Genomic DNA, 19,793 nt, shown 5'->3' with positions numbered 1-19,793 from the left:
AGCGGTCTAGCCCGCGCTGGCCGCACGCACCTGTATGTCCTGCTGCACGCGCTCGTCCTCCAGCTGCTGCTGTGCAAGATTGGCCGCTGCACGCTGCGCCGCCTCGTAGCTGACCGCATCGAACGCCTGCAGCGATTCCTCCACCGGTGTCTGCACTGCCTGCTCGGTAGGCATGTCGGCGCGCCGGTGGGCGGGGTCGGCCGGATCGCCCTGCACCACGAACAGCCGGTGGCCAGCGGGATGCTCCGCGGTGGCGTTGCTGACCAGCACGTGGTCCACCCGCTCCAGGTCGTTGTCCTTGGCCAGCACCAGCAGGCTGGCGGCCACCCGCTCGCTGGTTGCATCGAAGCTGCGGCCGTAACGGGCGTCCAGGTCCTGCACGCGCTCGCAGATCTGCTGGTAAAGCGGGTAGTCGGCATGGCCCGGGCGCGTGGGGTTGGTTGTTTCCTCAGGCGCGCCCTGCAGCGGCTCAGCAGCGCTGGGCTGGGGCGCAGATGCGGGTGCCGCAGGTTCGGGCACAGCCTCCTCAAGCACCACCTCGGGCGCTGGCGCAGGTTTGACCTCGGCCTGCTCACCCTCAGGCGCCACGGCGCGATCGACGGCGGGCTGTTCTGCAGTTCCCTCTGGCACAACCTGTGTCGCCTCCGGTTCGTTCTGCAGCGGCGCTGCAGGTTCCATCTGCACGTCCGGCGCAGGGGGCGGGGGCGGCGGGTCTGCGACCACCGTGCTCGCGTGGGCCATGGGCTCGCGTTCAGTGGGCTCGTCCCGCACAAGCTGCGCAGTGACAGGCGCTGCCTCGGCCTGCGTTGGCAGTGACTCAGGCGTAGTGTCGTGGCTCGGCTGCAGCGACGGCTCGGCAGCCACTGGCGTGGAATGCGTGGTAGCGGGACGTTCGGCCTCTACCTGCGGCGGCGGGTGCTGCGCCGCTTCGGTGCGCCGCTCGGGCTTTGCAGCTTCCTCAACCTGCCGGGATGGCTGGGAGGTGCGTGGGTCATCCGTTGTCAGCAGTGCATTGGGATCGCGCTCCCGTGTTGGGCCAGCCGGCAGCACCGGTGGCGCAGCTGCAGCCGTCGGCTCAACGGGCGTGGGCGGGCGATGCCGTTCCGCTGCGCGCTGTGCTTCGGCGACGGCGTCGGGTGCGTCGGCAGGTGCGGGATCGTCCGGCCGCGCATGCTGTGCAGCAGCCGACGCCACCTGCCCTGCATCCACCGTGGCAGCGCCCTGCCGATTCGCCTCCTGCAGCGCCTGCTGGTACGCCTCCTGCTCGCGCGGCGACAGTGCGGCAATACGCAGCTCGGGCGGCTCGGGTATCGGCGCCTGCTCGCCAGCGCGCTCGCGCACTTCGCGCCACGCCGCCTGCAGCTCTTCGGTGGTTGTCGTGGCAACCGGCCGGGCCACGCCGTCTTCGCCCACCTGGTAATGGATAATGGCGCGCGATTCACCCGCGACGCCGTCCACCGCGGGCGCCAATTGCTGCAGCGTGGGCCCATTGATGCCGTGCTGGCTGCGTGTACGCTCCATTGCCAGCTCGATGGCGTCCAGCCACTGCGGCGAAGGCGTGATGCCGGCCGAGGCGTATCTATGCCGGACCTCGTTGCGGTTCATCTCCGCGTTCGTGGGCGCCGGCCTGGCCTCCAGTTCGGCAAGGCTGCGCTCGAGCGCATCCAGCGATGGCTGCTGGATGGTGCGGGTCAGCTCCAGCTCCAACGCCATGTTGCCCTGGGCCACTACGCCCTGGTGCGACCATTGCCCAGCCGCATCGCGGTGATACAGGGTGTTGTCCGACCCAAGAATGGCATCGGGCTTGGCGCGCGCCGCGTCCACGGCGTCCGGCACCAAGGGCACGAAATCACTGGCGCGGCTTGCCGCGCGCGCTTCCAGGTAGCTGGCTGCGATTGCCGCCTTGCCATGCGCGATGTTGTCTTCAATGCGCTGCACGGCCTGCCGGTTCAACTCGGCCGCACGTTCCGGGGTGGCTAACTGGGTTTCGTACACGCCGCGATCGTTGGCCCCCACCACGTCTGTCTTGACCTGTCGGATCCATTGCTCGGTCTGCGGATCGCGCTGCCAGTTCTGGTTATCCAGACCGTTCACATCCTGCGGGCCAGCGGGAAGGTTGAACGGGTTCTGCGGCTCGGGCGCCTTGCCCAGTGCCAACTCGACAGCGCTCGCGCTGGCCTTGGCCCCCAGCTCACGCGCCTTTTCATAGCTGGCACCCACGCTGAACTCGACAGCGTTGGGCGAACGTTCGGCGGCATCCTCCAGCTTCGCCTGGCGCTGCCAGTTCAGCCTGTCGAACTTCCAAAGCACACCCGCCGCGTCTTCCTGCTGATACACCGCACGGTTGTCGAGCAGATCGGCGCCCTTGTCGAAGGCCTTGCTCATGAACAGCGCGTCGGCCGCCACCACTGCCGCCGGCACGAAGCTGGAGGTTCCGATGAGCGATGCCGTGGCCATGCCGCCCAACCAGCCCCCGCCACTGCGTGCGAGTGTGTGGTTGAACTCGGACTGGGCGGCGGTGCCATTGCCTTGCTGCAGGTGCTCGGAAATGCGTTGGGTGGTCAGGATGGCGTCCACGCCGGAGGCGAGGAGACCGCCGGAGCGGACGAGCTGGCTGGCGGAGGCTTCGCCTATGAGGAGGTCGAGGGTAACGAAGCCGCGTTGCGAGACGGGTTTGTATGCATGGGTCGCTGTATGGGTAAGATCATAGAGGTCTGCCCGGGCTCTACCGATGCCGGGAAGGTCGTCCACCAAGGTCTGCTGAACGCGAGCACGCGTCGCTTCGGAAAGCGCCAAACGGCCAGACTGCTCCGCATCCGATACCGCAAGCCGCATTTCCATTCGCCCAGCGACTTCACGCGCCAACGCATCACGCTCGCCAGGACCTGCCACAAGATTCTGAGGTTTGGCGAGAACCTCATCGAGCAAGCGCCCAACCCGCGAGTCCGACCGGACCATTGCCGCCCACTCTGACTCAACGGGACGCATGCGATTGAGCTCATTCAACTGATCAGCGTGATCAATCCTATACTGCGCTCTGGCACCAATCGTGCGAAGGTTGACCTCGTCGGTTTCACGCGATGTCATGAAGTTCGGCGTGGTAGCGAATAGGTCACCATTGATCAACGCCACCTTCAACGTGTCACGCAGCTCTTCGACCCGAGAGGCGACGCGCTTCAGTGCAGCTAGATCGTCGTTCAGGGCGGCGATACCGTCTCCAGATCTACCGATCGCGTTGATGGCATTGGTCACACCTGACGTATACGAGCTGCGCGTACGGCCCCGGTGCGGCGATGCTTCAAGATCTTCAGCGAGCCCACCGTTTACCGCAAGGTACAGGCGGTTGGCCGACGAGTCTGGATCCATCAAACCCCGCTCAACCAGCTTATCGAGCAGTTCGTTGTTTACGAACAGGCTCTTCTCAAGAACATGGTGGCTTTGCAGGATCACTCCATTGGACTGCATTCTCGCGATCTCCTTCGCAATGACTCTCGTGCAGAATTGCTCGCTGGGCGATCAAAGGCTGGCGGCATCCATCAGCCACACTCCACGCGTGAGGGGAGTGTTTCCAAATCCAGACTCAATCATCGCGTCACGCATGACGCGATCGCAGTACACATCTGCAGTGAACGGAGTCCTGAACACATGGGATCCAGCTACGACGTCCTTGCGAAAGGCGAGATTGGCGCCACCGGCTATGTCATAGAACTTGCCATTTGGATATCCATCCACGAGCACTTCCACGTTGGATGCTGCCTGATCAATTGCATCCAAGGTGCGAACGACTTCACATAGAAAGTATGAATTGTCCGCAGAGAAATCCGCAGATACAAACGCGCACTTCTTGAACTCGAACCCCTCCGGATCAACTCTTTCAAGTACATTCTTGAAAGCCTCGGAGACTAGCCAATAGCCTTTGAATCCTCCCTCAAGATCACGGGGCATTTCTCCAATCGAACTGTCATAGCGAAGGCACGGGACATCCCTCAGGCCCGAGAGCCCCCCGCTTCCGGGCGGCAGACTGAGGTGGCGTGCCAGCGGGATGTCCTGTTTGTTCTCCAACACTAATCCTCGTCCGCGGCCACCACCCCTGGTATCCGGCGTTACGAGGTAGAACTCGCCACTCCTCGGCGCGTTGACTTCTTTCACTCTGATCTCCCGATTCGAAGCATTCTCTGCCGTACACACGCCTTGGTGCCCCGGCCTCATCCGCCGCCGATTTCTCCGCCTTCTCGCATACAATTCCGTGCCAAGGCAAATCGCGTGCGCCGGCAACCAACGGCAGCTATGTTTGGACGGCTTCATCCACGATGGCCGGCAACGGCCCCCTTTTTACTCGGGGCTGGGCCTTCGGGCAATCGGAATGCAATGAAACCCCATATGGAACGGACCTGCGTCAAACCCAGCGCCCGCCCTCACGGAGAGGAACCCATCGCCGGGCCAGGTCTCCAAGGCACCGGGCTGAGAACTCGAATACAGCCGTGACCAGCGCAGGGAGGTACTCTGGCCTTGCGGGTGGGGACCATAGCCCCCGGCAAAGGCCAGGACCCTCAAGGAGTTCAACATGCAAGGAAGACAGCTGATCTTGGCAGCTACGCTCGCGCTGTTCAGCGGAACATTGAGCTGCACGTGGTGAAGCTGCAGGAAGCGAAGAAGGGTTTTGTGCTTCTACCATGTCGCTCGGTGGTCGAAAGCAGTTTGGGTTGGGTCAACCGCTTCAGGCGTCTGGCCCGGGACTACGAGCGCCTACCTGAGACATTGGCTGGGCTCCACTTGGTCGTCTTCAGTATCCTGCTGCTGGGAAACGCCGCCAGCCTTCTTCAACGTCCATAACACGCTCTAGGTCCCCATTCCTTGGCTGATAGATTCTGTTAGCGGATTCGTGCTTCTCAATGAATCCCTCCTGCGCCAATAGTTGCAGGAGAGAATGACTGTCAAACTCAGCTTGCTCAAAAACATGGTGGCTTTGCAGAATTGTCATTGAGATCGCTCCTTCCTTGGCAGCAGAAACCAATCTATCGACAGAGATCAGTAGTCAGCTGAATCCTCCAACCAGACCCCGCGCGGATGCTCGCACCCACCAAACCCGCTCTCCACAAGGGCATCCCTCATGACTCTGTCGCAGACGATTCGTCGAGAATGAAGATCCATGAAGAGATGCGATCCACGGGTAACATCCTTATGGAACGCAAGACGCGCCCCGCCTGCAAGGCTGTAGTACTTGCCGCCAGGGTACCCGGTGCGCACGTTGACCACTGACGCAGCTTCGTCAATGGCGTCGAGGGTCCTCACCACCTCGCAGAGAAAGCGCGCATCTCCCTCCAGATGATTATCCTGGACGTACTCGCAGCGAGCGAAGGAAACCGCGTCCGGATCTACAGATTCAAGCACCCGCTTCAACGAATCAGATACCAGCCAATAGCCTTTGAACCCGCCTTGCAGGTCAAGAGGCAGTTCGCCCTTGCTGACGTCGAAGCGCAATTGCGGCATGACCGCCAGCGCTTTGAGCCCACCACTACCCGCAGGCAAGCTCAGAGCCTCAGCGAGTGGAACATCATCGGCATTGCTCAGCGTGATCCCGTGACCGCGCGCGCCTCCTCGGGTGTCTGGGTCGATCAGATAGAACTCGCCCTTCTTGGACGCATGCTGATTGGCCATTCTCTGTCTCTCACGTCTGTCACCGCAGTTACACTGCGTATCCTCTCTGAAATAGGCTGCCGCCAGAGCTCGGCGAGCCCCTAGCTCGCCCATTGGACCTCGCTCCCTCAAGTCTTGTCACAACGACTTCCGTGCGCTTGCGAACCGACCAATGAGAGACCGATGGCGTCCATCAGCCAAGCGCCACGCTTGAATGGACTGACGCCAAATACAGATTCGATCATGGAACTCCTTTCCAACTGGGAAGTCCGTCTGGCGCTAGTAGTCCGCAGCGTCTTCAATCCAGATACCGCGCGGATTCGCTGCCGTCCCAAATCCGTGCTCAACCAAGCAGTCGCGCAACACCCTATCGCAGTACACCCGGCTACCTGAGTGGATGTCCATGAACACATGTGCCGCACCTACCTCAGCCACTTTGAATGACAACTTTGCTCCACCGGAGAGGCTGTAGTACTTACCATTCGGGTAGCCTTCAAGGACCTTCACGCTGGATGCCTCTTCATCAACAGCGTCCAGAATCCGCCTGATTTCACATAGGTAATGTGGCTCACCTTCCGAGCCATCCTCAAGCTTGAAAGTGCACCTCGCGAAAGAAAAACCATCTGCGTCCGCTTGCTCCAAAACATCCTTGAGCGCCTGCGATACCAGCCAGTAGCCTTTGAAACCGCCATGCAGATCCGAAGGCATGTCGCCGATCTGGCTATCGTAGCGAAGCCTGGGAACCGTCTTCAGCGAAGTCAGTCCACCGATTCCAGCCGGATCGCCCATGAATGCAGGCCAGGGGATCTCATCCTCATTGTCCCACTCAACCCCGTGCCCCCGACCAGGCGCGCCGATATCGGGGCTGAGCACATAGAACATGCCTTTAGGCGGGTCAACCTTACTCATGTCTACCTCTTTCATCCTCGAGCTACTTTGCTGGGACGAACGCGAGCCAAATCTTGCCTGCAGGCGTCGCATGCTGGCAGCGCCGTTCTGTAGAACACCTTGGCGACCACAGGGCAACCACTACATTTCCGCCGGCTGGCTTTCGTTCCGATGCTCCCTGGGGCAACAGCCGTGCGTTCGCTGCTCAACGAACCCTCCAATGTCAGCCGGTCACCACGTCATGGAACCAGACCCCGTTTGAAGAGCTCTTGGTGACTATTCCGGCGGCTTCCACCGCCTCCTTGAAGACGCGATCACAGAACACACCTTCGTAGTACGGGAGGCGGAACACGTGTGCATCGCCAATGACCTCCCGTTTGAACGCCAAGCGCACATCGCCGGTAAGTCCATAGTACTTACCCTCTTCGTAGTCATCGCTGACAATGATCTTCAACTGAGATGACTCTTCGTCCAGCGCGTCCAACGTTCTTACGACGTCACATAGAAAGTACGAATCTCCGCTTGCTCCGTCGGCGTAGCGGTAATCGGTTTCGTTGAACGCAAATGCCGCGGGATCCACCGTCTCCATGACATGTCGAAGCCGTGCTGAGACAAGCCAATACCCACTCATGCCTGCCTCAAGATCCTGAGGTGGCCACCCCTCCGTCTCGTAGTACACAAGACGGGGAACTTCGCGGAGAGCTGGGAAGCCACCGCTATCCGGACGCAGTAGAAAGTGTGGAGGCGTCTTGAGTTCCGGTTCATTCACAAAGATTACGCCATGCCCCTTGCCGCGACGCCTTGCATCTGGCCGCAACTCGAAGTACTCACCCTTCTTCGGAATATTCGATGTCATGAGGGGCTGTCCTAGCGAATGATCGAGAGCTCGCAGTCATCGACTGCAGAGGACAAGGCTGCCAGATTTCCAGGCGAGCGCCTAAGCAGAAGCGTGCGCAGGCCTGGGAGGTTCTCAAACACCACACCCTGTCGCCTTCCCCGTCGGCTGGCATCCGGCATCAGTAGGACGAACTCGCACCACTCAGGATGACTCATGCGCGAAGGCTCCATTCCATGCAGATCATCATTCATTCCCTTTCCACGATGATCAGATGCGTGCTGCATCGATGAAGGAGATCCCACTCAGCCTTGTGGCCGTGGGAATCCCCGCCGCCCGGATGACGTCGACGAAGCAGCGGTCGGCGATGACAAACGTACTGAACGGAGTAAGGAACACGTGTGCGCCGCTCAGAGCGCTCCTGTTGAACGCCAGGCTCGCCCCACCGGTGATCGAGTAGAACTTTCCATTCACGAAGTCGTCGTCCACCTCTATGTCCAGCCGGGATCTGTCCTCATCGAGTGCGTCCAACTCACGCACGACATCGCATAGGAAGTAACGCGGTCCCCGCGCGCCGTCCGGCATGCGGATCTCACACTCCACAAATGCAAACGCTTCCGGGTCGACCGCGCACATGGCATTGCGTAGACGCTCGGAGACAAGCCAATAGCCATCGAAGCCACCCTCCAGATCGCGCGGCGTGGGCCCTAGAGATGCATCAAAGATGATGCGCGGCGTCTCGCGCAACTCGGGAAAGCCACCCCCCTCCGGACGCAGGATGAGTCGGGGCGGCGTAAGCAGCGCCTGCACATTGTCGAAGACGGCACCTCGAAAAGGATGATTCGTCTCCAGATCAGGCGCGAAGAGGAAGTACTCTCCCATCTCGGCCAGGCCATCGTCTGTGGGCTCCATCGCGTGCCTCCTTGGCATCCCTGTAGCGCTGCAACTCGCTTCTATACGGCCAGCACCAGATCCCCATTGATCAGCGCGACTTTCACAATGTCCTGCAAGTCCCGCACAGCGCCCACTGCCCGTGCAACCGCGGCCGCCTCGGCAGGCAGGTAGAGCCGGTTCTGCGAGGCATTCATATCGAAGGCTCCGGCCACGTCCAGACGCCGAAGCAGTGGGCTGCCGGCAACGATCGTCGGCCCAATGGCCAGGTGCAGATCGAACAGGCCTACCTGTTCATCACTATTGGACATGCTTTTCCCTTCCAATGAGCACCAAGCAAGATGGCCAGCAACGGCCTCTTTTTACTCGGGGCCGGGCCTTCGGGCAATCGGAATGCAATGAAACTCCATGAGGAACGGACTTGCGTCACACCCTGCGCTCGTCCTCACGGCGGGGAATCCATCACCGGGCCATGTCTCCAAGGCACCGGCCTAAGAACTCGAACACAGCCGTGCCCAGCACAGGGAGGTACTCGGGCCATGTGGCTGGGGACCATCGCCCCCGGCGGAGGCCAGAGTTCTTCTTGCAGCTTCAGATATCTGTTGCGTCCGTAAACCACAGCCCTCGGGATACTTCCCCGCCACCGATTCCAGCGGCCAGAACCGCAATCCGCAGTGCGCTGTCGCAGAACACCAGATTTCCAGAGTAAGGCGTCCGGAAAACATGCGAGGCTCCAATCAGATCCTTGCGGAACGCCAAGGAGCTTCCTCCTCGAAGGTCGTAGAACTTGCCTCCTGGATAGCCTTCGTCTCGAACAATACGAAACGTTGAAGCGTCTTCGTCGACCGCGTCCAGGACGCGAGTAACATCACATAGGAAGTAGCTTGGCCCCTTGGAGCCATCAGCAAGCCTGTAGTCGCACGCCACAAATTCAAATGCGTCCGGGTCGAATGAGACGAACACGTCACGCAGGCGGGCCGAGACCAGCCAGTAGCCACTCATCCCCCCCTCGAGGTCCTCCGGAGGTTCACCCTTCTTGGGCGAGTAGACGAGTAGCGGTTTTTCGATCAACGGAGGAAATCCCCCTCCCTCAGGACGGAGGACAAGCCGTGGAGGAACCCTGAGGTTATTGACATTCTCGAACACCACGCCATGCCCCCTCCCGCCACGAGTTGTGTCAGGCATCAGCAGGAAGAACTCCCCACACTTGGGCAGGTTTGACTTCGACGGCTCCATACTTCTCATCTTCCCCTGAATACCGGCTTCCAGCCTAATTGCAGCTGGAAGTTGCTGGAAGAGGTATTCATATCGAACAGCTCCCCCTGTTCAAGTAACCGGCCTGAGAACTCGAACACAACCCTGTCCGGCGCCGGAAGGTACTCTGGCCTTGCGGATGTGGCCATAGCCCCCTGCAACGGCCAGGAATCTCAAGGAGTTCAACATGCAAGGAAGACAACTGATATGGGCCGCTGCCCTCGCGCTGTTCTGCGGAACAACCCATGCCCAGACCTCCGCCGCCGCTGCCGCTGCCGCTGCAGATTTGGACGCGGAAATGGAAATCGTTACCCGCAACTACATCACTGAAAACCCCAGCGTTTCGATCGATGACGCCATCACACGGCTCGCCATCCAGGGCGAACTCAATCCCACGTTCGAAGCGCTCAGAAGCGAGTTCGCGGACCGCCTGTCCTCCCTTTCATTGCGGCATGCACCCGATCAGCACATCTTCGTGGAACTGACCGGAACCGAGCCGGTGCCCAACCGGGTAGTGAAGACCGGAAGCGGAAGCACGCGCGTGGTGTTCGAGACCGGGAACGTGCACACGGAAGCGGAGTTCGATCGGATACTCGAACGGAACAACCCGCTGATCTTCAGCTCGATTCCAGGGTTGACAGGCATCTCGGGCTTTCCGGGCGAAAACCGCGTGCTGATCATGATCGAGGGCGATGCGGAGATGGCCAGAAGCCTGGACCCGCAGGTGAGGCAGCTGGCGCGCACCATGGGGCTCCAGGTCGACATTGAGCCCAACCACGGCAGGTCACGCAATCTCTAAACTGGACCTGAAAGTTGAGCGCCGAGCCGCCCGGCCACTCCGGTCATCGTTACCCGGCGTCAGCCCTGAAGACGCGCTGCTGACGGAGCGGCGCCCGCAAAGCTCCCCTCCCACCCCTGACATCCCCATCACCCGCTTTCACGCCGCTGGAATCGCGGCCTGCGCACGATCAGTCACACCCCCAAGCAGACCCCAGCGACGGCACCCAAAGCCTCGCCATCTGATCGTGATGCAGCAACTCGCCCCCGATTTCTGGAACCTGCGCGGCACCTTCAAGGTCGCCGGGCTGCTCGACGTAGGTACGCAGCTTTCCGTACTCCGCCGCAGCAATGGCCGCTTCGTGGTGCTGGACAGCTACACCCCCAGTGACGCCCAGCGCCAGGCCCTGCTCGGCCTTACCGCCGGCGGCACATTGGTGGACGCGATCATCAACGTGCATCCGTTCCATACCCTGCACTGCGAGCCGCTGCACCGGCTGCTGCCCGCTGCCCGCCTGATCGGCACCCGCCGTCATCTGCAGCGGGCGCCGCACCTGCCGTGGGATCCGCACGTTATCGAGGACGTGGCCACCCAGGCCGACTTTGCCGACGACCTGGATTTCTCCATTCCCGCAGGACTGGATCTGGTGCCGGCCAATGACAGCGTGCACGCCGGTTCGGTGCTGGTCCGCCATCGCCACAGCGGCATTGTCCATGTGGATGACACGCTGAACGTGTTGGCAGCGCCCGGCATGCTGGGCAGGTGGCTGCCGCAGTCGCGCCTGAAGTTCCACCCCACGCTGCCGCGTGTGCTGCAGCCGCGAGCCGGTGCCGCTGATGCGTTTGATCGCTGGGCCCGCGCATTGGCCGAGCGCTGGGCCGGCACCCCGTTTGTCTGTGCCGCCCATTCGGCGGTGCGCGAGCTGCCCACCCATGGCTGGCGCGACGAACTGCTGAAGGCCCTGCAGAACCTGCAGCGTGCGCTGCACCGCCATCGCCGTCACTACGGCTGACGCCGCTACTACCCTCGCCCTCCCTTCCCCAAGACAAGGTGGACCTGAACATGACCAAGCAACAGCTCACGACCATTAACCCGCTTACCGAAGGGGTGCTGGATACCTACGCCTACATGTCCGACGCGCAGGCAGCGGACACCGTAAAGGCGTGCCACGAGGCTTTCCTGCAGTGGCGCCTGCGCAGCCTGGAAGAGCGCGCCGCGGTGGTGGCCGCCATTGCCCGCAAGCTGGAAGAGAAGAAGGAAGCCTTCGCCCAGCTGATGACCAACGAAGTAGGCAAGCTGATCGGTGACAGCCGCAGCGAGGTGGACCTATGCGTGGCCATCTGCAAGTACACCGCCGAGCAGGGCCCGACGGTGCTGGCCGATGAGGAGCGCCCCTCGGCCAATGGCGTGGGCATCGTGACCCATTCGCCCATCGGCGTGGTGTACGGCATCCAGCCGTGGAACTTCCCGGCCTACCAGGCGGTGCGCTACTCCATCGCCAGCCTGATGGCCGGCAACGGCGTGCTGCTGAAGCATGCCGAAAGCTGCACCGGCAGCGGCCTGTTCCTGCGCGATCTGTACGAGGAGGCCGGCCTGCCCAAGGGGCTGTTCGGCGTGCTGCTGATCAGCCATGACCAGTCCGATGCCATCATCGACCACGACCTTGTGCGCGCGGTCACGCTTACCGGTAGTGAAAAGGCCGGCCGCACGGTGGCCGAAAAGGCCGGCAAGGCACTGAAGAAGACCGTGCTCGAACTCGGCTCCAACGATGCCTATCTGGTGCTGGACGATGCCGACCTGGAACTGGCGGTAAAGACCTGCGTGAAGGCGCGCCTGTTCAACAACGGCCAGACCTGCGTCAATGCCAAGCGCTTCATCGTGACCGAGAAGAACTACGACGCGTTTGTTGAGGCATACGCAAAGCAGTTCGAGCAGATCCGCATGGGCGACCCGAACGACGGCAAGACCCAGCTCGGCCCGATGGTGTCCAAGGCCCAGCGTGACACCCTGCACGAGCAGGTGAGCAAGAGCGTTGCCCAGGGCGCGCGGCTGGTGGTGGGTGGCGAAGTGCCGGCCAAGACCGGCTGGTTCTACCCGGCCACGGTGCTGGCCGATGTGGCGCCGGGCCAGGTGGCGTATGAGGACGAGCTGTTTGGGCCAGCTGCGGCCATCATCAAGGCCAAGGACGATGATGACGCCATGCGCATTGCCAACGACAGCCGCTACGGGCTGGGCGGCGGTATCTTCAGCCGCGATGTGAGGCGCGCGCGCGAGCTGGCCACCACGTACTTCGATACCGGCATGGTCTGCATCAACGGCTTCAACGTGGCCGGCCCCACCCTGCCCTTCGGCGGGGTGAAGGCATCGGGCTACGGGCGTGAGCATGGGCCGGAGGGGCTGAAGGAATTCGTCAACATCAAGTCGATTACGCTGCCGGCGGGGGCGTGATGTGGGCGGCTTCTGGAGCGTCACGGAGCGGGACGACCTCCCTTCAGGTGAGCGAATCGTTGATGGAACGGTGACCTCGAGAGCACTTCTGATCATGGCAAGCCTGCGCTGCTCACGCTGCACGCCATATAGTGGCCAGACCGCTGCAATGGATGTGCTGATGATCAGGAGTTCTCTACGGGCGTTGGGCGCTCGAACCGCCACATGTGGGCTTGTGGCTCTCTTGGCGATCGGAGTGGGTTGCGCGCGAACACCTGGTGCGTCCAGCGCCGGCGAGCGGAGCTCAGGACCTGAAGCACAGCCGTCCAGCATTCCGATGGCCGAGCTGCAGGCGCGCATCCTCACTTACGCAGATTCACTCAGGTCGCGCGCGGACATCAGTCCCGAGAAGTTCGGCGAGGCAATTGGATTCACTCTATTGCCCGTCCAAGGAAACAGCATCAAGACGCGAGCAAGGAATCTTGGCGTGGCGGAGGGCTACAACTACAGCGCGTCCTATTTCTCTGTCGAAGCGCCGGATGACTATCCCATGCACTCGATCATCTTCTATCAGGCGGGGAAGCCATCTGTCACCGAATCGCCCGACGGCGTCTGCTACTGGGACGCAGACAAAGCGGGGCGCGAGCTGGAACGGTTGGGGTACTCCGGGGGAGAGGAATCTCCATTCCAAAGAGGCGGTATCAGGAACTTTTGGCGTGCAGGTGGTGAGGGAAGACAGACGCTGAGCACTACCCTCCTCACTTACGCGAGTGGGACAAACCCAGGAGCAACGAAGTGCGTCTATGAAGTGCGATTCGGAGGAGCTGACCAGTGACGGAAGTACGACCTGAAATCGAGCCATTGCTGGCAGACCTGAAGTCGGACAAGCAGCTGCCGATGGGTAGAGATGGATGTGCGGCGCGTGATGCTCTGCTTTCAGGACGCAAGCCTTTGGAGAGACGTGGACGCTGAGCGTACGATCAGAGCACACTGGCCAATGGGTTGAGTAGGAACGACTATGCCAATGGACTTCAAGCCACTCGGTAGTTCTGCGATTGACGCCAGCAGCGGCGTATCCATCCCGCAGCCTCGCATGCTACCCGCAACTCTGCCGGAAGGCGGAACAGGCATCGAGTTCCAGTACGCATTCCGTCGCAATGGCGATCGAGTGGGCGGTTTAGGGATCTTCGGAATCGAGACTGCATTGGTGATCAATGGTCACCGCGAGTGGCTGTACAAGCTCGAGATCACGCACCATTCGGCCTTCGATTCGATTTTTAGACTGAAGCGAAAGATTGGAAACACGGATGATGATTTCATCTTTCTTTCCGCCATTGCCGAGGGTCTTGTAGCTGTATTTGTAGGCAGCGCCGATAGTACCGAGCCACAGAGAAATGTGGTTGTGACTTCTCTCAACGCCCTCAGTCAGCATGGAGTTGCGCTGCCCCAGCACATTCCATACTCAGCGAATGGCGAGATTGTCTTGGCAGAGGCATGCGTTCCCGACAGCCAATCGCAGGCGGTGGACCCGTAAACAGATGCGTGTTCAGTTACTTTTCCGCACAACCGTGGGTGGAGCGACCAACAGAGCGAAGGACAGTCCGCTATCGCCTCATCAGGTGAAGCGAGGTACCGGCTGCATCGATGCGGTCGAGCGTCATGTGCATCCTTTCAGTCGCTCTCCCCTTTGTCCCCCCTCCCAAGTGCGGATCCCGATAGCGCAGCAGGAATGGTAAACACTGTCATGCCCTTCGATTTCGAACCTACAGACATGTCTGCCGTAGATGAGCAGAGCGGAATCTCTATCCTGCGACCCAGGATCCTTCCAGATGCTCAGCTGGATGGCAGCGTAGGCATTGAATACCAGTACACGTTTAACCGCGACAGCAAGACTGTGTGGGCCATTGGCTTCTTTGGCAAGCAGGCACTCATCAGCACGAACGGCGGTCGCGAACGCCGTTACACACTGGACCTTGGCCCTGATTGGGTACTCAATGACATGCTCAAGTTCAAGGACTCGCTCGGCAATTTAGATGAGCCGTTTGCGCTCATTCAGAGCCTTGCACAGGGCCTTGTGAATTCGTTCGCTGTAGAGGTCGGCAACCCGCAGGACCTGCGCTTTGTAGCTTTCACCCGCGCCGACGCACTGGCACGCGTTGGGGTACCGGTTCCGGAGGGAACTCCAATCTGCGATGACGGCTCCATCATCCTCGCCAGCGTCTTCATCCGCGCTCACCAAGTCTGAGGAGGACCTTCATGGCCAGCTCAACCTTCGATGACTACGCCAGGACAACGTTCTCTGTAGCGACGGACGTAGCCGACGACACTGCTATCAGTACACGGCAGATGGACGAGGCGATCGACTATCTGAAGTGACCTGGCTCTGGCCCCAATGGCGCGGCGAGTGTTTCGGAGTAGGTGAAAGGGAGGCTGCACGGCTTCCTCGACTCATGAAGCATTACACCGCGTGGGGTATGGGACCCAGGAGCACTCCAGGACACCATCTGGAATCCAGTTGGCTTGCGGGCAACTGGAGGCAGGGCGGGTGACGCAATTGGCTTGCCGAATGTGTGACGCAGGCAGCAATCCCGTGCGTCCGCGAGCCAGGGTGTGGAGTGCAGCAGGAACGCCTCATATAGTTGGTGCATGTGAAGCAAGGGACTTGCTTATGGACTTCATCATGAGACCGCCGACGCTGCTACCGTTGACTGAACGTTCGCGTGGGCGACCGGTGTGATACCGATGGTGAAGCCCTCCCTGTTCTTGTGAACTCCGATTGGCCAATTTGACTGGTCATCACCAGTAGTCTCACCACGATATGCAGGTATTGAGATGCCCTTCCACTTTCAAGCCAAGCCCTACTCTTCGCTCGATCCAGCCAGCGAAACAGAGATCCCTCGTCCAAGAATTGGACCGACTGTCTTGGGAGACGGCCGGCACGGGACCGAGTATCAGTTCGACATCTATCGAGGAGAGACGCGGGTAGGCGGCGTAGGCTTCTATGGATGGGACGAAATGACTCAGGATGGTGGTCGCCCTGTCCACGCCTACGTCTTTGACCTTAGGCAACCTCAGGTCATCCTCGCCATGCTGAGATACAAGCAGAGGTTGGGTAGCGTTGATGACGACTTCACCTATCTCCAAGGCCTTGCACAAGGGTTCGCAATGTCATTCGCCGGTCGTACTGGCAATGATGAGGTCCTACGGTACCTCGCGGTGACCAACGCAGAGGCGCTAATGGAATCGCAGGTCCCGGTGCCTGCAAATGTCGCCAAGTGGGCCGACGGTTCCATTGTGCTGGCTATTGTTGACGTCGCTGTATCCGGCGGCTGAGGTCGTATGCCATGAGCAGATTCATCTTCGATGACTTTGTGAAGACCACGCTTGGGGGCGCAACCCAGGTTGGGAGCGGATATCCCCTGACGGCACAGCAGGTTTCCGATGTCGTCACCTATCTGAAGTCACCCGGATCTGGTCCTTCCGCCAACGTGAGCTTCGAACAGTATGTGACCGGCAGCATGCAGGCCCATCCTCCTCGGCTTCCAGACGGGGCGGATTACCTTGCGTTCTCCGGTCAGGACACCGCCGGCACCTCCAATTTCACCAACGCGGAAGGGTACAGAGATCAGATCAACGGCAGATCGGGAGTAATTGGGGATACACCATGGGGGAAGTTCATCAGTGGACTGGCCAAAGATCCCGCGCATATCCCCGACCTTCAGGTGATGGAAGCTGGACTCAAGCACGTGATGGACTCGAAGGGCATCATTCCTTACGACAAAGACCATGCGGGCGTGCTTCGCGACGTGATGTGGAACGCCGGTAGCCCGACATTCTTCGAGAACGCCATCGCGACGCGCAAACCGCTGGTCGCCTTTGTGGACGGTGCACCTTCCAACCGTGGTTTCGCCAGGTTCGAGCTGCCCACCGCCCTCGAACACCCCCAGCTCCGCATCAACGGCTACCCGATAAGCGCCTTCGGTCCCGACCCGCTCACCTTTGCCAGCCAGTCAGCCGCCGAGTACCAGACCCTAGAGCGCACCCTGGCCCAGCACGCCACCACCAACACTGGCCAAGCGGTCGACGTGGCCCAGGTACGCCTGCACCTGAAGCCCATCGATGGCTATGACGCCATGGGCAAGACCCTCTTCGAGAAGCCCCTGCACGACTACAGCGCCCTAAGCCTGCACGAGATGTCCACCACCCGCGCGGAATGGGTCGCTGCTCGCTCGGCGCTGTCCACAGGCCCGCGTCTGTTCGCCGATCTTCCCGAGCCACTGCCGCATTCGCCGCTGCAGCCGGGCGCGCCGCGCGGGCCTCCGGGCGTGGCAATAGCCGAGGCAGTACCTCACGGGGTGAACCCCGGCATGAAGGCGCTGGGCGTGGCGGGCGTCGCCCTTATGGCGCACGACTTCGCCACTTCCGGCCACAAGTGGGTGGAACTGAACTCGCAAGGCAACACCGCAGGTGCCGATTCCACTTCGGCGCACTTCGTCGGCCGCAACCTGGGGGGTGCGCTGGGCGGCTTCGCCGCAGGTGCGGGCATTGGGGTCGTATCCGGCTCGTGGTCGGGCCCCGGCGCTGTTGTTGCGGGCATCGCTGGCGGCGCGCTTGGCGCCCATCTGGGTGAACAGTGGGCCGCACAGAAGGACATCGAGCGGGTCTATATCCAGCAGGACCCGTTGCACCGCACCTGGACGCGTAGCCCGGCAGACCCGGAGGGCCGCTGGCTGCGCGGCGCCGAGCAACAGCAGGTGCAGAGCGCCGACCTGGGGACTGGCGTGGAAGTGCGGCCCGTGCAGACGGCGCAGGGCGCCGATGTCACCTTCAGAGCCGACTATGTGGCCACCGGCACGCTGGAGCGCCAGTTGAACTGGCAGGCCGCCCGCGCCTCTTACGAGCTGGGCCTGGCCAACCTGCCACCGCCGCAGAATCCCTATCGACTGAATGCCAGTGGCTTGAAAGAGCCGCCCCCCAGCGCCTTCGAGACCGGAAGGGAGTTCGTACGCGATACCGTCTCGCGGCAATGGGAGCTGGAGATACGGGAAGTCGTTGACGGGCGCACGCCCATCACCCGGCGCGAGCCCGTTCCGCCGGAACGCGAACCGGCCCTGGATGAGCAATCGCGCACCGTCATCGCGCAGAACGCGGCCAACACCCCTGCGTCGGTGGCATCGCGCTACATGGTGGCCCACGAGCAGGGCCGCTGGAGTGATTTCGGCGACGCGCAGAACCCGTCCGTTCCGCAGGCAATCCGCAAGGCGCAGGACGGCGCCGATACCCTGCGTGCAAGCGACGGCCGCAGCTACAGCCGTGATGCGGATGGCCAGTGGGTCCACGAGGGCGTGGGCTTCAACAGCCAGGCCAATCGCAATATCGGCGATGAGCTGGAGATCACCTGGCAGAGCCAGAATGCCGGCATTGCAGACATGGGCAGCATGGCCGAGCAGATCAAGGCCACCGTACACATCGCGCCTGAGGGCGTGCGCGGCCAGGTGGAGACGCTGTACGCAAAGCACGGCATTCCGCGCACCGAGGAGCAGCTTGCCGCCACTACCGCTGCGGTGGAACAGAAGCTGGCCGCCGTTGGAAAGCAGACCGACATCACGCTGGAACTGATGCCCGACCCGCGCACGCACGCGCCCAGCGCGGACAGCGCCATCGCCTCCTTCGGCACTGCCCCGGGCAACCGCATGGAGCTGACCTCCACTACCACCGTGGAGGACATGGCGCGCATGCAATCGGCCCATGGGTCCCCGTCCCCTGCCCTGCCGCAGATGGATGGGCAGCAACGCGAACACCCGACCGTTCCCGCTGTGGTGCAGGAACAGGAACGCCCCACCCATGCAGTGCACGGCCATGCCAGCAAGCCCGCGGAGGAACCCCAGACCGCAGGCAGCCCGCTGCTGCCGGGCCACCCCGACTACGCACTCTACGAACAGATTCGCGATGGAGTAGCTGCCCTGGATGCCAAGCACGGGCGCAGCTTCGATACGATCAGCGAACGGATGAGCGCGAGCCTGCTGGTGCTGGCCAAAGACAGCGACCTGTCACGCGTGGACCACGTAGTGCTGAGCAACGCGACCGCGCAGACCCCTGCGGGACAGACGGTGTTTCTGGTGCAGGGCGAGCTGAACGATCCCTCGCATCTGCGCTCCTCAATGCCCACAGCACAGGCCGTGCAGACGCCGGTTGAGCAATCGCTGCAGCGGTATGAAGGCGTGAGCCAGGAAGCGCAGCAGCGTGCGATGGGTCGTGAGCTTGAGCAGCAGTCGCAGGAGGAGCGGATGCAGCAGGAGGTGAGGGGGCGTGCGGCGAGTATGGGGTGATCGACACCAGCTACCCACGAAGGTTCAGGAGGACGGGGGCGTCGACGCTGCAGCTTCGGGAGCTCGGCGACGCCCTTCATCCAGCAACAGGCAGTCGGCATACACATCGCTGAGCCTGCGAACCTCGCCCTGCAGGCCGGGCACCCCGGTGAGGATGGCCATGTGCTGTCCTGCCATCATCAGGAGATTGTTGCTGTAACGCACGACGTTCACGGCCAACTCCAATGGGAAACCTGCGCGGCTTCGGCCAACCGCATGCACACCGGCGTGAATGAATGAGTTCAGCGCAGCCCACGCATGCTTCTTCAGTTCCTCCAGCAGTGGAACAAGGTTGGCCATGTCGGGGACTTGGGCAAGCGAATCAATCATCTTGCTCAGCATCGGAAGTGCCCTGCCCTCATCCTCCTTTGGCGACGATGACAGTAGCTTTACTTGATCGTCGGATGCACAGTGACGCAGCCAAACGCCGCGGACGAATGCCTCGAACTGACAGCGCAGCATTGCAGCCGCGGATGACTCAAGCCCTGCCTCCATAAGCATGCGAACCGCCTCTGCATGCTCCAGACTCAACACCGTCGCGTCCAGTGAAGTCCGGAACCTCACGCCGTTGTCAGCCAGTGGATAGTCGACGGTTGCGAGCATTGCTTGCCGGAGCAATGCAGATTGGTTGAACAGATGGTCCATCATGTTGATCCCCTGAATTTCCCTGGGCCGAATTGCGATCCCTGCAAGAACCACAGGCAATCAAGCGGAG

General features: G+C 61.5%; 18 protein-coding genes and 1 pseudogene. 9 read left to right on the top strand and 10 right to left on the bottom strand.

Annotation, left to right across the window (positions count from 1 at the left end):
* Nucleotides 1-6: 6 nt before the first annotated feature.
* Nucleotides 7-3,465, bottom strand: a complete 3,459-nt coding sequence (locus C1930_RS02285) for an XVIPCD domain-containing protein (protein WP_108770984.1) — start codon at nt 3,463-3,465, stop codon at nt 7-9.
* A gap of 51 nt (nt 3,466-3,516) precedes the next feature.
* Nucleotides 3,517-4,149, bottom strand: a complete 633-nt coding sequence (locus C1930_RS02280; protein WP_234412722.1) for a DUF1629 domain-containing protein — start codon at nt 4,147-4,149, stop codon at nt 3,517-3,519.
* A 468-nt stretch (nt 4,150-4,617) separates the two neighbouring features.
* On the opposite strand from C1930_RS02280, the pseudogene C1930_RS02275 reads away from it, so the two are divergent.
* Nucleotides 4,618-4,833, top strand: a pseudogene (locus C1930_RS02275) (transposase); the annotation flags it as partial.
* On the opposite strand, the gene C1930_RS20385 reads toward C1930_RS02275, so the two are convergent.
* The 7 genes from C1930_RS20385 to C1930_RS02245 form a co-directional block, all read right to left on the bottom strand.
* Complete coding sequence (locus tag C1930_RS20385) at nt 4,784-4,981, bottom strand: hypothetical protein (protein WP_199912443.1); 198 nt, start codon at nt 4,979-4,981, stop codon at nt 4,784-4,786. The pseudogene C1930_RS02275 and the gene C1930_RS20385 sit on opposite strands and share 50 nt — an antisense overlap.
* Nucleotides 4,982-5,028: 47 nt before the next feature.
* Nucleotides 5,029-5,658: a DUF1629 domain-containing protein gene (locus C1930_RS02270; protein WP_108772523.1), complete on the bottom strand. Its 630-nt coding sequence runs from the start codon at nt 5,656-5,658 to the stop codon at nt 5,029-5,031.
* A 258-nt stretch (nt 5,659-5,916) separates the two neighbouring features.
* Nucleotides 5,917-6,546 (bottom strand): DUF1629 domain-containing protein, encoded by a 630-nt coding sequence (locus C1930_RS02265; RefSeq protein WP_108757624.1) that lies wholly within the window; start codon nt 6,544-6,546, stop codon nt 5,917-5,919.
* 202 nt (nt 6,547-6,748) lie between these two features.
* On the bottom strand, nt 6,749-7,381 hold the full coding sequence (locus tag C1930_RS02260) for a DUF1629 domain-containing protein (protein ID WP_108755254.1): 633 nt from the start codon (nt 7,379-7,381) through the stop codon (nt 6,749-6,751).
* Between the two features lie 249 nt (nt 7,382-7,630).
* Complete coding sequence (locus C1930_RS02255; RefSeq protein ID WP_108755253.1) at nt 7,631-8,272, bottom strand: DUF1629 domain-containing protein; 642 nt, start codon at nt 8,270-8,272, stop codon at nt 7,631-7,633.
* 41 nt (nt 8,273-8,313) lie between these two features.
* Nucleotides 8,314-8,562 carry a hypothetical protein gene (locus tag C1930_RS02250; RefSeq protein WP_108770983.1) on the bottom strand — a complete coding sequence of 83 codons (249 nt, stop codon included), beginning with the start codon at nt 8,560-8,562 and terminating at the stop codon, nt 8,314-8,316.
* A gap of 280 nt (nt 8,563-8,842) precedes the next feature.
* Entirely contained in the window at nt 8,843-9,487 is a 645-nt protein-coding gene (locus tag C1930_RS02245) for a DUF1629 domain-containing protein (RefSeq protein WP_108770982.1), read from the bottom strand.
* A gap of 205 nt (nt 9,488-9,692) precedes the next feature.
* Between C1930_RS02245 and C1930_RS02240 the strand changes: the two genes are divergently transcribed.
* The 8 genes from C1930_RS02240 (at nt 9,693) to C1930_RS02205 (ending at nt 19,039) form a co-directional block, all read left to right on the top strand.
* On the top strand, nt 9,693-10,304 hold the full coding sequence (locus tag C1930_RS02240; RefSeq protein WP_108770981.1) for a hypothetical protein: 612 nt from the start codon (nt 9,693-9,695) through the stop codon (nt 10,302-10,304).
* Nucleotides 10,305-10,533: 229 nt separating this feature from the next.
* Nucleotides 10,534-11,295, top strand: a complete 762-nt coding sequence (locus C1930_RS02235; RefSeq protein WP_108770980.1) for a hypothetical protein — start codon at nt 10,534-10,536, stop codon at nt 11,293-11,295.
* Nucleotides 11,296-11,345: 50 nt separating this feature from the next.
* Nucleotides 11,346-12,731 carry an NAD-dependent succinate-semialdehyde dehydrogenase gene (locus tag C1930_RS02230; protein WP_108770979.1) on the top strand — a complete coding sequence of 462 codons (1,386 nt, stop codon included), beginning with the start codon at nt 11,346-11,348 and terminating at the stop codon, nt 12,729-12,731.
* A gap of 316 nt (nt 12,732-13,047) precedes the next feature.
* Nucleotides 13,048-13,545, top strand: a complete 498-nt coding sequence (locus tag C1930_RS02225) for a hypothetical protein (RefSeq protein WP_108770978.1) — start codon at nt 13,048-13,050, stop codon at nt 13,543-13,545.
* Between the two features lie 189 nt (nt 13,546-13,734).
* Nucleotides 13,735-14,244 carry a hypothetical protein gene (locus C1930_RS02220; RefSeq protein ID WP_159093526.1) on the top strand — a complete coding sequence of 170 codons (510 nt, stop codon included), beginning with the start codon at nt 13,735-13,737 and terminating at the stop codon, nt 14,242-14,244.
* Between the two features lie 210 nt (nt 14,245-14,454).
* Nucleotides 14,455-14,955, top strand: coding sequence for a hypothetical protein (locus tag C1930_RS02215; protein WP_108770976.1), 501 nt, complete (start codon nt 14,455-14,457; stop codon nt 14,953-14,955).
* Nucleotides 14,956-15,542: 587 nt separating this feature from the next.
* The gene (locus C1930_RS20135; RefSeq protein WP_159093525.1) at nt 15,543-16,043 is read left to right on the top strand and encodes a hypothetical protein; all 501 of its coding nucleotides are present in this window, start codon (nt 15,543-15,545) and stop codon (nt 16,041-16,043) included.
* Between the two features lie 11 nt (nt 16,044-16,054).
* Nucleotides 16,055-19,039 carry an XVIPCD domain-containing protein gene (locus C1930_RS02205; protein WP_159093523.1) on the top strand — a complete coding sequence of 995 codons (2,985 nt, stop codon included), beginning with the start codon at nt 16,055-16,057 and terminating at the stop codon, nt 19,037-19,039.
* A 24-nt stretch (nt 19,040-19,063) separates the two neighbouring features.
* Here C1930_RS02205 and C1930_RS02200 read toward each other — a convergent pair whose 3' ends face one another.
* A complete protein-coding gene (locus C1930_RS02200; RefSeq protein WP_234412721.1) occupies nt 19,064-19,726 on the bottom strand; it encodes a hypothetical protein in 663 nt (220 codons plus the stop codon).
* Nucleotides 19,727-19,793: the final 67 nt, after the last annotated feature.

The sequence above is a fragment of the Stenotrophomonas sp. SAU14A_NAIMI4_8 genome, from assembly GCF_003086695.1.
Classification (GTDB): domain Bacteria; phylum Pseudomonadota; class Gammaproteobacteria; order Xanthomonadales; family Xanthomonadaceae; genus Stenotrophomonas.
Note: the sequence above shows the minus strand (reverse complement) of the source record. Positions and strands in the feature narration are given on the sequence as shown.

Coding starts and splice junctions, on each gene's coding strand:
- C1930_RS02285 (WP_108770984.1), bottom strand. CDS start 3,465: ATGCAGTCCAATGGAGTGATCCTGCAAAGCCACCATGTTCTTGAGAAG.
- C1930_RS20385 (WP_199912443.1), bottom strand. CDS start 4,981: ATGACAATTCTGCAAAGCCACCATGTTTTTGAGCAAGCTGAGTTTGAC.
- C1930_RS02270 (WP_108772523.1), bottom strand. CDS start 5,658: ATGGCCAATCAGCATGCGTCCAAGAAGGGCGAGTTCTATCTGATCGAC.
- C1930_RS02265 (WP_108757624.1), bottom strand. CDS start 6,546: ATGAGTAAGGTTGACCCGCCTAAAGGCATGTTCTATGTGCTCAGCCCC.
- C1930_RS02260 (WP_108755254.1), bottom strand. CDS start 7,381: ATGACATCGAATATTCCGAAGAAGGGTGAGTACTTCGAGTTGCGGCCA.
- C1930_RS02255 (WP_108755253.1), bottom strand. CDS start 8,272: ATGGAGCCCACAGACGATGGCCTGGCCGAGATGGGAGAGTACTTCCTC.
- C1930_RS02250 (WP_108770983.1), bottom strand. CDS start 8,562: ATGTCCAATAGTGATGAACAGGTAGGCCTGTTCGATCTGCACCTGGCC.
- C1930_RS02245 (WP_108770982.1), bottom strand. CDS start 9,487: ATGGAGCCGTCGAAGTCAAACCTGCCCAAGTGTGGGGAGTTCTTCCTG.
- C1930_RS02240 (WP_108770981.1), top strand. CDS start 9,693: ATGCAAGGAAGACAACTGATATGGGCCGCTGCCCTCGCGCTGTTCTGC.
- C1930_RS02235 (WP_108770980.1), top strand. CDS start 10,534: ATGCAGCAACTCGCCCCCGATTTCTGGAACCTGCGCGGCACCTTCAAG.
- C1930_RS02230 (WP_108770979.1), top strand. CDS start 11,346: ATGACCAAGCAACAGCTCACGACCATTAACCCGCTTACCGAAGGGGTG.
- C1930_RS02225 (WP_108770978.1), top strand. CDS start 13,048: ATGGCCGAGCTGCAGGCGCGCATCCTCACTTACGCAGATTCACTCAGG.
- C1930_RS02220 (WP_159093526.1), top strand. CDS start 13,735: ATGGACTTCAAGCCACTCGGTAGTTCTGCGATTGACGCCAGCAGCGGC.
- C1930_RS02215 (WP_108770976.1), top strand. CDS start 14,455: ATGCCCTTCGATTTCGAACCTACAGACATGTCTGCCGTAGATGAGCAG.
- C1930_RS20135 (WP_159093525.1), top strand. CDS start 15,543: ATGCCCTTCCACTTTCAAGCCAAGCCCTACTCTTCGCTCGATCCAGCC.
- C1930_RS02205 (WP_159093523.1), top strand. CDS start 16,055: ATGAGCAGATTCATCTTCGATGACTTTGTGAAGACCACGCTTGGGGGC.
- C1930_RS02200 (WP_234412721.1), bottom strand. CDS start 19,726: ATGATGGACCATCTGTTCAACCAATCTGCATTGCTCCGGCAAGCAATG.